The organism is Bradyrhizobium sp. 197 (assembly GCF_023073375.1).
Classification (GTDB): Bacteria; Pseudomonadota; Alphaproteobacteria; order Rhizobiales; family Xanthobacteraceae; genus Bradyrhizobium.
In genome coordinates this window covers 1-10,991 of the sequence record NZ_JADPJJ010000127.1, presented here as the reverse complement: position 1 = coordinate 10,991, position 10,991 = coordinate 1, and the positions used below count along the sequence as shown (strand labels likewise).

The window sequence follows — 10,991 nt, the reverse complement described above, 5'->3', positions numbered from 1 at the left end:
ACCAAAAACACTCGCTGATTGACGCTCCGCGACAATCAGAGCGAACAAAACTCTTGCGCGCGACAATCATCGCGGCAATCATCACCTCGCCGCGACACCCACTCGCCATCCTGATTGTCGCGCGCTTCCCATCCAGATTGTCGCGCTATAGCAAGAAGGCTCCCATAGAGCTTGAACCATGGTTGGAACGGGCACGCGCAAGCCTCGTAATGTCTTTCGCCAACGGCGTCATCAAGGACAAGGCCGCCGTCAGCGCAGCGATCACAACGTCCTGGTCCAACGGACAGACCGAGGGCCAGATCACCAAGCTTAAACTGGTGAAGCGCCAAATGTACGGACGCGCCAAGCTCGACTTGCTGCAGGCTCGACTAATCGGTGCCACATGACCAGTGCTGCACCAAAATTGCGTCAGAGCCCTTATTCCATGCCGAAACACAATTCGTCGAGATATCGAGAACCAGGTCCGCAGTCTAATCAAAGAATACGGCTTGCTCTTCCCACGCGCGATCGGACTGCGGTTTCGCAATCAGGTCTGCGAGCTATTGGGCAAGGATCATCAGCTCCTCGGTGTGATCGCGCCGCTTCTGTCGATCCATGAGCAGATCTGCAAGCAGCAAAGCAAGTTCGACGACGAAGTCCGCCAATTGGCGAAGTCGGATGAGACGACGCGCCGCCTAATGACGGTTCCTGGTGTCGGCGTGGTGACCGCGTTGACCTTCCGCCATACGATCGACGACCCATCGCGCTTCCGATCGGCATCAAGCGTCGGCGCCTATTTGGGTCTTACGCCTCGACGCAACCAGTCTGGCGAAACTGACATCAATGGCAAGATATCACGATGGGGCGACCGTCTTCTCCGAACTTACCTGTACGAGGCGGCGACCGTCCTGCTTTATCGAACAAAGAAATGGTCCTCTCTCAAGGCTTGGGGCATGAAACTCGCCAAGCGGATTGGCATGCGAAAGGCAAAGGTCGCCATCGTGCGCAAAATCGCCCTCGTTCTTCACTGTATCTGGGTCGATGGCACATCTTTCGACTGGGGCCAGGCGAAGGAAGCCTCATCCGATCATGTAAAGTTCCTGGTCCGGTCTGCCGGACTGGCGATGTCCCGCTGGGACGGTGTTGTGGCGACCTCGTTCATTCGGCTGGTGGCGGCTTGACTGTACTCCGCTGCAGACGTTGAGGCGCCCGACCCGGACATCATCATGAGGCGCTCCGCGACCTCGGAAAGGACCATGACCCCAGCGAAGACATCAACAACCCCGGGCGATCCAATGCCTGGCCGGCAAAGCACGTATTAGCCGCGCCCGCGCCGTCTCCGCAACCCGGACCAGCTCCGACGGCGCGAGCACTACCACTGTGCCGTGGGCGAGTTCAGAAATGTAAGCTTGACAACAAACTGCAATTAAAGGGCCGAATGACAGATTACAGATCAGCGGTGCCCACGTCCAGCGAATGACCCAGGCGTATCCACGTCCCGCGGCCACCCTTTCGGCTGCTCACTCCGACCGCCCGGCCGGGTGTTTCAATCCTCAGGTTCAAATGGAATTTCCTGTCGATCCCATCAGCCCGACCAAGCTGTTCGTGGCCATCAATCAGTGTCATCAGTGAACACTCATGTCGGCAGCCTCGCCGGCGCTTCGTCTGGCCCAACATACTTCTAGAGAGGGAGTGATCGTAAGCGTGGATCACACAATGAGAGCCGAGTCTGTTGTTCCGAACATCGACCGCTACGATCCCCGACCGCGCCCGCCGTCTCCCCTCGCGACCTGCGTTGGCGCGGCCGGCTGCAGCGTGAGGCCGTGTTCCCCGAGAACTTGGCGCGTCAGCGCGCCATTGATCTCGCGGGCGATCTCGTCGCGGATCTTGGCCCCGAGCTGCCGCTCGGCGTCAGCGTCGCCGTTCAGATGAAGATCAGTGAGCCGTTCCGTCAGTCGGCTCTCGAACTCCTCACCCATCGCATCGACGAGCCGATCCTGCATCTCTGCATGAGCTTCGGGCGCGATGCGGCGCAGCACCGTGTCCCAGGGTTGCCAGCTCGTTGCCAGATAGTCGGCGAATTCCGCCGCCTCCTTGCTTCGCACGACGGCCTCGGCGGTGGCAAGGTCATGTTCGTCCACGTGAGCCACACCGAAGTAGCGCATGGCTGGGGCGATGTGCTTCAGGTCCAGCCGGTCGCGCAGTTTGACTTGATATGCGAGATAGACCTCGATCTCGTCGACGAACCGGAGCGAGCTGACCTTGTCTCGGGCTATCCCGTCCAGCACGCCCAAACGGAACATGACCCGGCCTTGTTCGACGAGCTTGTCGAGGCGCCCGTCGTAGGCTCCCTCCTCGACATCAGCGTTCAGCCGTGCGGTCTGCATGTCGTTCCAAGCCAAAGTGATGCGATCCTGGCAGCTCGCGCTTGCTCCAATGGCCGACTGGAAGTACTGGGCGCGCAATCCCGGCCTGATCGCCGCCTGCCGCAGATCGTCTGCCACTCCCACCCGGAACTCGGAATTGCTAGAGTTCACCGTGTCCAGTAGCCTATCGAGGAAGCGAGCGTATTCTTTAGCACCCGGCTCTTCTGCGAAGGCTCGCCAGAGCGCTGCTGTGTTCGGTTCGTTTGGGAGCCAAGCCGCGACCGCCTCGCACAGAGGCCGCGCTTGATCTTGCGCCGCCCCGTCATGCACCGAGAAGAAGATCTGCGGTCCGGCATAGTCCTGGCTATTCAAGGTTGACGCCAAGTTCGTTAGCACCCGCTCCGGCAGCGGATTATTTTCTAGCTGAACGCGGCATTCCGAGCCGAGCTGCGTCGGCAACGTCTCGGGCAGGCTGGTCAGTTGGTTGTTCCTGAGGTCGAGCCGACGGAGCCCAGCCGGGAAGGCGGCAGGCAGACTGGTCACTTGGTTGTTGCTGGCCTCGAGCTGCTGAAGCGTTGGTGGCAGGGTATCGGTCAGACTGGTCAGCCGATTGTTGCTGAGGTTGAGCCGACGGAGCCCAGCTGGCAAGGCTTCGGGCAGATCGGTCACTTGGTTGTTGCTGGCGTCGAGCTGCTGAAGCGTTGCTGGTAGGGTATCGGTCAGACTGGTCAACCGATTGTTGCTGAGGTTGAGCCGACGGAGCCCAGCCGGGAAGGCGGCAGGCAGGCCGCTCACCCGGTTGCCGCTGACATTAAGATCTTGAAGTCCGGCCGGAAAAGCGTCGGACAGGCTGGTCAGCAGGTTGTTGCTGGCGTCGAGCCAGAGGAGGTTGGCCTGGCCCTCGATCGACAAACTACTCAGCCGATTGTGCATGATAGAGAGCCCCTGCATCTCTGGCGGCAGGACGGGCAAAGTGGTTAGCGCCAGAGATGCCAGATTCAGCGGCACGTGTACATCAGCCACTTCCTGCCAGGCTCTCACTCGGCTTACTGCCTCTCGCCGATCCTCCTGTTCGCCCTGTCCCGGTTCGGCGACCCAGCTTTCCAGCTGTCCTTGAGCCGGGGAAGGGCCGGTGGCCACCCTCAAGGCTTCGACCCACTGTGCTGCAGCCTGAGTGAGACCGCACAGGCAGCTTTGCCGGTGCCCACGTTCGGAAGTTTCGGAATCAATGCGGGCGCTTCGCTGGGTCTGTTCTGTATGCATAATTCTTCTTCTAAATGAAGGAAGTGGCGCCGGAGCGGCGGTTCTCTACCTTGATCGCCATCGCTACTGAGTGAGTACCGAGACATGATAAAGCAGGCTCCAAGACCGGGCTTGCCAACCTAGGACCGCCCGAACACGCTACCCATTCGTTCGCGGTCAGATGCAGCCGATCATAGTACGTTCGCGAAATTTGAGTCGTCCAATTGGTTGACATCCATCAAGGGCACATCCCATTCTCCTCCGCAGATCAAACTGGATCTGGCGGTCCAGGCAGCGGCGTCTCACCATAGCAGGCTTAGCTGTCCATGAGCTGACGAGCCGCAGGACAAGACGCCAGTGTGCCGACGGCCCTATCAATGGAGCCGCATCCATTCACTCGCGCAACGTCCCCTGCTGACGACATCCGATGCCATTCGTCGACCGAAAATCCGCATAGTTCTCGCGGATCAGATCGAGTGTTTGATTACATCCTGGGTTTCGGCCCGAGCGACAGCGGTAAGACCCATGTCGCGGTGGCTGTCGGACATGCCCTTATCGCGGTCGACGGTCTCGTCCAAAAGCCACCTGCTCGGCGCGATTTGTCGCGACCCACGCTCCTCTCGCCTCGACGGCTTCGATTGTCTAATCCTTGACCAGTAGGAACTCGATGCGGCCGAGACTCGGATCGATAACCAGCTCGGTTCTCTTGGTCGATTAGCCGTCACCTAAATGCAATGCGATCAGCTGCCCGTCGCCGGGGTTATGGTCCTTTCCGAGATCGCCAGCGCCTCATGATGATGTCCGGATCGGGTGGGTCATCCTCTGCAATGGCGGGCGGGCGAGCTCGCCACCAGTCGATTGACCGAGGTCGACCACCGTCTCAGCGGGACATCGCCGGCCCGGCGGACCGGGCCAGAAACTTGCAAATTAAGGCCGGGCCGGCGCGTGGCCCCAGTCAAACGACATGCCGTCGACGGAAATGCAGTGGAGGATCACAGAGATATTGTGCGCAATGGCGACGTTGCCTTTTCATACCGACACGCTTCGCGAGCTTTATTCCCAAGGCCTTCCGCGTTTCGCTGATGGTGAGCGGCGATTTCAGCGATGGTGAGCAGGCATTTCGCGCGATCGGCCGCGCCTTTGAGCTGATCTGCCGGCGCGTCAAACTTTTGTGAAATGCTCGGGCGAACTCGATGCAATGGTGAGCTTGCCATACCGAAGAAGGTCGGCAAAGGGAGCCGAATTCATTTTCCGCAGCTGACAATAGAAGGCTATCAGATCGAACGAGTTCGCCAGGCGAGCGCTGAAGCGCTGCGCAATGTTGACCTGGAAGGCGTCACCCGACAGATCAATCACGCGTGTGACGGCCTGGCCTGGTGTAAAGGAGGGGGCTGAGACTGTAACCAGCCCAACAAATTCTTCGACTGTTCGGCGAGCTCTCTCACGCCGGCGAACCGGATCCTGCTCCGGCCACCCGGTAGAAAGGACCAGCATTTGTCATGGCGGTAATCCAAGCTTATCACGCCTCGTAAAGATATAGGAGTGCCTGAGGCAAGCGATGCCTCCCGACGGTATCGTTCCAGCGTCCTGTTCAGCTCCTAGCCAAAAAAAGCCGGCGGCGCCGCCCTGGAATGCCGGGAGATCGGCGCGACGGCCTTTCCGTTCTCGCCAAAATCCCGCACGCACGCCGGCTTGAGCTCGCTCGCAAGCGCAAGAGTGACCGGCTTGGCAACGAAATTGACGTGATCGTCTGCGGTGAATTCGACGACGAAGTCGAACTCGAAGCCTATAAAGCGCACGAGCTTTACCAGGAGTCGATCCGGCAGTAGCTCTCGGAGCGGACTGACCTGAGCGAAGTCAATCCGCAACTTCGCGATGAGCTTTGAGTAGATGCTTCCGTGGAGGTCATTAGCTTCGCGCGGATCGACGCTCGACGACTGGGGCAGAAGACACTCGATGTGCAGGAGATCGAGTGCGGCAACGCGGAAGAAGCTCACTTCAGCTTGGCTCTGCCGGGGAGGCAAACCAACCGATCGAAGTCTGGTGTGGCCCACGGCGGCTCGGTCGCTTTGAGCCAGAGCGAAGGTAAGCGAGACCGCTGCCGCCCCTCATTCTTGACCTTGGCCGAGCGTCGCCTTCATCAAGGCGAGCAACACATCAGCCAGCAAGAGACGGTGATAACCTAAACGTCGATCGTTATGGCTGCACGATGTGCCATCGCGGATGGGTGACGAGTACCGCGGATACGCACGGGCAAATGAGAACCCGTTAGCCCTACGTCGCTGGCGGGTTTTTCTTTAGGGACGCAGCCGAAGTCCTGCTGCTCGGCAGAGTGATAGCTTACCGCCTGAGAAGGACTAAAGGCAGAGCGAAACAGTGCAGGAACGTCGCAGGACAAGAGCGCGTCGAGACAAACGAGGTCGCCTACACTGGTTGGGTGGGGGAGAACATCGAACGGTCGTACGATGACCAGCCGAGCCGTTCTGTAGACCTCGCACCATCATTGGTGCCCCTATTGTGCCCCCGCCTTTTTGGGGCACATACTTGGAGAACATCGCCGCTAAGTGGCTGATCTAACCAGGTTAATGGTGGGCGCACAAGGGATCGAACCTTGGACCTCTCCCGTGTGAAGGGAACGCTCTCCCGCTGAGCTATGCACCCGGGACCATCATGCAGGCCGGACTTTCGGCCGGCCGGCGCATTGGAGCCCGCGATTTAGAAGTGCGGGCCGAAGGTGTCAAGTTTTGAGGGCGCCTCAAGGCCCGAAAACCTTCCAGAGACGGCGCAATGCGGCGGTGAGACCGTTTTGGGGCCGCCTACGCGCCCTGCTGGCGGGCGCGGGAGGCGTGGGCCTGGAGCGCGCGGATGCGCTCGGCGAGTGTTCCGCCGCCTTCGGGCAGGGTGCCTGCGGCCGTGCCATTGGTGGCGGCGTCATTGGCCGGGCGGGGCGTCGGCCTCGGCGGCTGGCCGGCCTCGGCCGCAAGCAGGGCCTCGATCGGCGAGTTCGGGCCTTCGAGCTGCATCGCGAGCTTTGCGACCTCGGCTGCGATGTCGTTGATGCGCTCGCGCAGCAGCGCGTTCTCCATCCGCTCGGTCGCCCAGGAGCTCTCGGCCTGCTGCTGGATCGCGTTGATGTCGCGCTGGAGCTTGGCGCGCTCGTCGCGGGCGGTGCGGAGCTGCTCCTCCAGCGCGGTCTTTTCCGCGCGGAGCGATTCCATTGCGGCCGACGATTTGCCGCCGCTCAACGCTGCGATCTCGACGCGCAACTCCTTGACGGTGCGCTCGTTGCCCTCATTGGCCTGGCGGAGCTGGTTATTCTCGTAGTCGCGCTCGGCAAGCAGCTTGCCCTGCGTGGCGAGGCGGCCTTCGAGGTCGGTGACGCGGCCCGCCAGCAGCTCGGCTTCCTTGACCTGCACGATGAGCTGCCGATCGAGCTCGTTGACGCGCTGGCTCAGATTTTCGACGCGGCCGCGGGCGTCGCCAAGCTCGCGCGAGGCGGTCTCGGATTCGGTGCGTTCCTGCGTCAGCCGCGTCTGCGTTGCGGCAAATTCCTTCTCGGCGTCGCCGACGCGGTTTTTCAGCTCTTCGATCTGCGCACGGACCGCGACCAGCTCGACCTGGCGGCTCTCGGCCATCATCGAGCGGTCGGATAGCTCGGAATTGATTTTTGCCAACTCGCCCCGCTTGTCGGTCAGCGCATTCTCGGCGGCGCGCAGGGCCTCGGTCTTGGTGTTGAATTCCTCTTCGGTGGCGCGGAGCTGCTCCTTCACCGCCTTCTCGCGCGCCTCGAGCGCGAAAATCGTGGCGTTCTTCTCGCCGAGCTCGATCTTCATGCGGTTGATGGCGTCGCTCTTCTTGCCGAGTTCGGCGAGCTGGCTCGTGGTCTTGTTCTTGAGTTGGTCGACGCTCATCTCGAGCCGTCGCGCCGACATGGCGAATTCGGCGCGGAGCTGGTCCTTGTCGGCCTGGATCTCGGCCATCGACAGGGGCGTCGCCGCCTCGAGCCGGCGCGTGGTCAGGCGCACGGCACGGTTATGCACCAGCGGCACGATCGCAAGCCCGCACAGCATCGAGAGCAGGAAACCGATCGCCAGGTACATGATCGGTTCGACCATGGGCCAGAACTCCAGAGCTAAGGAAAAATTTACCAACGACATTGCATGCGGGGCCGGCAAAAAGCCAGCCCCGACATGTCGTTAACCTTGATCCGTCGCCGGAGGGGAAAGCGGAAACCTAGAATGGGTTCCAGGTCGCGCGCGGCGTGAATTTCAAATAGCCGATATTGGCTCCCAGCCGCAGGCCGAGGCCCGAGCGGATCGGCACCAGCACGATGTTGTTGGCGGTGAGCGCCGTCATGCCGAAGCCGCCGATGATGTAGGCCGAGCCGTCGAGGCCGGCGAAGCGCTGATAGATCGCATTGGTGGCGGGCAGATTATAGACCAGCGTCATGGTGCGTGCGCCGTCGCCGCCCCAGTCGAAGCCGAGCGAGGGGCCCTGCCAGTACACGCGCAAATCGCCGGCGTTCTTGGTGTAGAGCGTGCCTTCGCCGTAGCGCAGGCCGGCGACGAAGGCGCCGGAGCCTTCCTCACCGAGGATATAACCGTTGGGCAGGCCCCATTGGCTGACCGCCTTCTCGATGATCGAGGCAAGACCGCGCGAGACGTTGCCGAAGAAGCGGTGGCCGGCGTTCACGAGTTCGTCCGGCCCATAGGTGCTGGGCGTCTGGGTCCGCTGCGGCGGCGGCAAATTAGGTGGCGCCGCCTGCTGGGCGGCGGCCGGCACGATCAAGCCGACCATCGCGGCAAGCGCGAACGCAGCAAGGCGTGATGCGAAAGTCATAAAAGAACCCCTGGTAGCGAAACCGGTCGCTTCCTTAACCTGACGCCAACAGGCGCGGCTCTAGGTTGCGCCGAATGTCCCCTCGACTCGGATGTTATCCGCAGCAACTATGACGGCACAACGGCAGGAAGCCAGCCCTTTGCGCCCCGGAATTGCCTTGATCGGCCTTCTGGTCTGCCTGCTGTCGGGCATCTGGATCATCTGTCCGGGGTTGCCGGCGCGGGCGGCCACCACCGAGCGGATCGTCGTCAATCGTTTCAACGGCGTAGCGATCGAGGGCTTCGACCCCGTGGCCTATTTCGTCGATGGCGCGGCCGTGCAGGGCACGGCGGAGTTCGAAGCGAACCTCTGGGACGCTGTCTGGCGGTTCCGGAACGAGGGCAACCGGGCCTCTTTCCTGGCCCACCCCGAGATCTACGGACCGCAGTTCGGCGGCTATGATCCGGTCGATATCGCCCGGGGCGTGACCGTCGCCGGCAATCCGCGCTTGTTCGTGATCGCGGCGCAGCGGCTTTATCTGTTCAGCCGGGAATCCAATCGCGACGCCTTCGCCGCCAATCCCGAGCGCTTCCTCCATGAGGTGGGCAAGCGCTGGCCGACCCTCCAGGACAAGCTCAGTCAGTAGCAACCACCGCCTGCGGGTCGCCCCAGGCAATGAACGCCGGGATGATGAAGCCGCCATCGTGCCGAGCGCCGAAGCGGAGTTCGCCACCCCTGCCGTCGGTCACCCTGCCGCCGGCCGCGGTCACGACCGCGCAGCCGGCCCCGACGTCCCACTCACAAGTTGGCCCGAAGCGGGGATAGATGTCGGCGCTGCCCTCCGCGATCCGGCCGAATTTCACGGCCGAGCCGACCGTCTTTCGCACGGCATTGGGCCGGCCATCGATGAATGCCTCGCTTTTGGGATCGCCGTGCGAGCGGCTCACCGCCGCGATCCAGGGCTCGCCCGGCGTCGGCAGCTTGCGGGTATGGATCGGTTCGGCCGCGCCGATGGTCGCGCCGCCAAACCTCACCCGCTCGGCGCCGCGGCCGACGATACCGCGCCAGAGCAGCCCCAGCGCCGGGGCGCTGACGATGCCCAGCAGCGGCACGCCTGATGTCACGAGGGCAAGGTTGACGGTAAACTCGTCGCGTCCGGCGACGAACTCCTTGGTGCCGTCGAGCGGGTCGATCAGGAAGAAACTGTCGCGGAACGGCGGCGAGGCGAGCTGGGTCCGCTCTTCCGAGAGCGTCGGGATATCGCCCGCAAGCTGCGCCAGGCCGTCCGCGATGATGCGGTCGGCGGCAAGATCGGCCTCCGTCACGGGCGAGCCGTCCTGCTTGCCGTCGACCCGCATCGCCGCGCGGTTGACCGCGAGAATGGCCTCGCCGGCCTTCACCACCAGGGCGGTGAGCGGCTCCATCAGGTGGGAGGCGGCCGCGCCGTCGATGATCCGCTTCACCTGCATGCCTCATTCATCGGCGATTCCATCCCTACTTGAGTGATTCGCCGCGGCTTTATGGCCGCTTCGAGCCGATCGCAAGCTAGCTGCCACGGGCTTGCGAATGCTAGAACCCGCGGCATTCGTCAAGCATGCGTGATTCGCCGCGTCCGCGCCGTGCAATTCCAGGAACCCTTTATGTCTGACGCTTCGTCACCCGCTACCGCGACCGCTCCAGATGCGCTCGAACTCGCTGCGCTGCTGTGCTCGCGCGTTTGCCACGATCTCATCAGCCCTGTCGGCGCCATCGTCAATGGGCTCGAAGTGCTCGACGACAACCCTAAGCCCGACGACCGCGAGTTCGCGCTCGACCTGATTCGCAAGAGCGCGAAAACCGCCTCCGCGCGCCTCCAGTTCTGCCGACTCGCCTTCGGGGCGGCCGGCTCGTCCGGCGCGCAGATCGATCTCGGCGATGCCCAGACCATGGCGCGCGGCCACATCGAGGACGGCAAGTGCTCGATCACCTGGAATCTGCCGCGGATCCTGATGCCGAAGAATCGCGTCAAGCTGCTACTCAACATGCTGGTCGTTTCGCAGCACACGATCCCGCGCGGCGGCACGCTGACGATCGACCCGATCGGCGAGGGCGAGACGATGAGCTTCCGCATCACCGCGACCGGACATAATGCGCGCCTGCCGCAGAACATCTCCGAGCTCCTGAGCGGCGAGCGCGGCCCGGCCGCGGATGCGCACGCGATCCAGCCTTATTACACGCGGCTGCTGGCAGAGGCTTGCGGGCTCACCGTGAGGCTTGCGCACGAAGGCGAGGCCATCACCATAATCGCTTCGTAGACACGAAGCCGCTCTCAAACGTTAATCGAATCTTTACGAGGCGCTTCGGCTTGTCCGGAGCGCCTTATCTCTTTGTTGGTTCCGTTCTTTTGCACATACTCAACCATTATTAAACGCTTTGCGGTGAAGCTGGCCTCATTCCGAAATGGCGCATCACGTCACGTGCGCGCCCTCCCTGTATGAAGGCCTGTTTTCATGGATGATCTGTTGCGGGAGTTTTTGACGGAAACCGGCGAGAGCCTGGACACGGTGGACAATCAGCTTGTGAAGTTCGAGCAGGAGCCGAACAACG

The 10,991-nt window shown here is 62.2% G+C and carries 10 protein-coding genes, 1 tRNA gene and 2 pseudogenes; 6 read left to right on the top strand and 7 right to left on the bottom strand.

Features of this window, described 5'->3' with window-relative positions; genetic code table 11:
• Positions 1-386 (top strand): transposase (locus IVB27_RS28380; RefSeq protein ID WP_247446261.1); only part of this gene is annotated, 386 nt, incomplete at its 5' end.
• A 3-nt stretch (positions 387-389) separates the two neighbouring features.
• Positions 390-1,058, top strand: a pseudogene (locus IVB27_RS28375) (IS110 family RNA-guided transposase); the annotation flags it as partial.
• Positions 1,059-1,730: 672 nt separating this feature from the next.
• Here the strand turns inward: IVB27_RS28375 and IVB27_RS28370 are convergent.
• The 3 genes and pseudogenes from IVB27_RS28370 to IVB27_RS28365 form a co-directional block, all read right to left on the bottom strand.
• Positions 1,731-3,608, bottom strand: coding sequence for an NEL-type E3 ubiquitin ligase domain-containing protein (locus IVB27_RS28370; RefSeq protein WP_247282075.1), 1,878 nt, complete (start codon positions 3,606-3,608; stop codon positions 1,731-1,733).
• 906 nt (positions 3,609-4,514) lie between these two features.
• Positions 4,515-4,656 (bottom strand): annotated as a pseudogene (locus tag IVB27_RS43815) (IS110 family RNA-guided transposase); the annotation flags it as partial.
• A gap of 92 nt (positions 4,657-4,748) precedes the next feature.
• Complete coding sequence (locus IVB27_RS28365) at positions 4,749-4,943, bottom strand: chorismate-binding protein (RefSeq protein ID WP_247300651.1); 195 nt, start codon at positions 4,941-4,943, stop codon at positions 4,749-4,751.
• Between the two features lie 275 nt (positions 4,944-5,218).
• Between IVB27_RS28365 and IVB27_RS28360 the strand changes: the two genes are divergently transcribed.
• Together IVB27_RS28360 and IVB27_RS28355 are read left to right on the top strand one after the other, a co-directional pair.
• On the top strand, positions 5,219-5,416 hold the full coding sequence (locus IVB27_RS28360; protein WP_247446259.1) for a Dabb family protein: 198 nt from the start codon (positions 5,219-5,221) through the stop codon (positions 5,414-5,416).
• A gap of 69 nt (positions 5,417-5,485) precedes the next feature.
• The gene (locus IVB27_RS28355; RefSeq protein WP_247446258.1) at positions 5,486-5,773 is read left to right on the top strand and encodes a hypothetical protein; all 288 of its coding nucleotides are present in this window, start codon (positions 5,486-5,488) and stop codon (positions 5,771-5,773) included.
• A 400-nt stretch (positions 5,774-6,173) separates the two neighbouring features.
• Here the strand turns inward: IVB27_RS28355 and IVB27_RS28350 are convergent.
• The 3 genes from IVB27_RS28350 to IVB27_RS28340 form a co-directional block, all read right to left on the bottom strand.
• Positions 6,174-6,248 (bottom strand) — tRNA-Val (locus IVB27_RS28350).
• A 155-nt stretch (positions 6,249-6,403) separates the two neighbouring features.
• Positions 6,404-7,702 (bottom strand): coiled-coil domain-containing protein, encoded by a 1,299-nt coding sequence (locus IVB27_RS28345; protein ID WP_247446257.1) that lies wholly within the window; start codon positions 7,700-7,702, stop codon positions 6,404-6,406.
• Between the two features lie 118 nt (positions 7,703-7,820).
• On the bottom strand, positions 7,821-8,426 hold the full coding sequence (locus IVB27_RS28340) for a DUF1134 domain-containing protein (protein WP_247344767.1): 606 nt from the start codon (positions 8,424-8,426) through the stop codon (positions 7,821-7,823).
• Positions 8,427-8,565: 139 nt separating this feature from the next.
• On the opposite strand from IVB27_RS28340, the gene IVB27_RS28335 reads away from it, so the two are divergent.
• A complete protein-coding gene (locus IVB27_RS28335; RefSeq protein WP_247446262.1) occupies positions 8,566-9,051 on the top strand; it encodes a YHS domain-containing (seleno)protein in 486 nt (161 codons plus the stop codon).
• On the opposite strand, the gene IVB27_RS28330 is transcribed toward IVB27_RS28335, so the two are convergent.
• Positions 9,041-9,874: a 3'(2'),5'-bisphosphate nucleotidase CysQ family protein gene (locus IVB27_RS28330; RefSeq protein ID WP_247446256.1), complete on the bottom strand. Its 834-nt coding sequence runs from the start codon at positions 9,872-9,874 to the stop codon at positions 9,041-9,043. The genes IVB27_RS28335 and IVB27_RS28330 overlap by 11 nt on opposite strands.
• A gap of 171 nt (positions 9,875-10,045) precedes the next feature.
• Here IVB27_RS28330 and chpT point away from each other — a divergent pair, with 171 nt between their 5' ends.
• Positions 10,046-10,699 carry a histidine phosphotransferase ChpT gene (chpT, locus tag IVB27_RS28325; protein WP_247344761.1) on the top strand — a complete coding sequence of 218 codons (654 nt, stop codon included), beginning with the start codon at positions 10,046-10,048 and terminating at the stop codon, positions 10,697-10,699.
• The last annotated feature ends 292 nt before the right edge of the window (positions 10,700-10,991 follow it).

What these genes read in the sequence shown, in the direction of transcription:
- IVB27_RS28370 (WP_247282075.1), bottom strand. Translation starts at nt 3,608, where the DNA reads ATGCATACAGAACAGACCCAGCGAAGCGCCCGCATTGATTCCGAAACT.
- IVB27_RS28360 (WP_247446259.1), top strand. Translation starts at nt 5,219, where the DNA reads ATGCCGGGAGATCGGCGCGACGGCCTTTCCGTTCTCGCCAAAATCCCG.
- IVB27_RS28345 (WP_247446257.1), bottom strand. Translation starts at nt 7,702, where the DNA reads ATGGTCGAACCGATCATGTACCTGGCGATCGGTTTCCTGCTCTCGATG.
- IVB27_RS28340 (WP_247344767.1), bottom strand. Translation starts at nt 8,426, where the DNA reads ATGACTTTCGCATCACGCCTTGCTGCGTTCGCGCTTGCCGCGATGGTC.
- IVB27_RS28330 (WP_247446256.1), bottom strand. Translation starts at nt 9,874, where the DNA reads ATGCAGGTGAAGCGGATCATCGACGGCGCGGCCGCCTCCCACCTGATG.
- chpT (WP_247344761.1), top strand. Translation starts at nt 10,046, where the DNA reads ATGTCTGACGCTTCGTCACCCGCTACCGCGACCGCTCCAGATGCGCTC.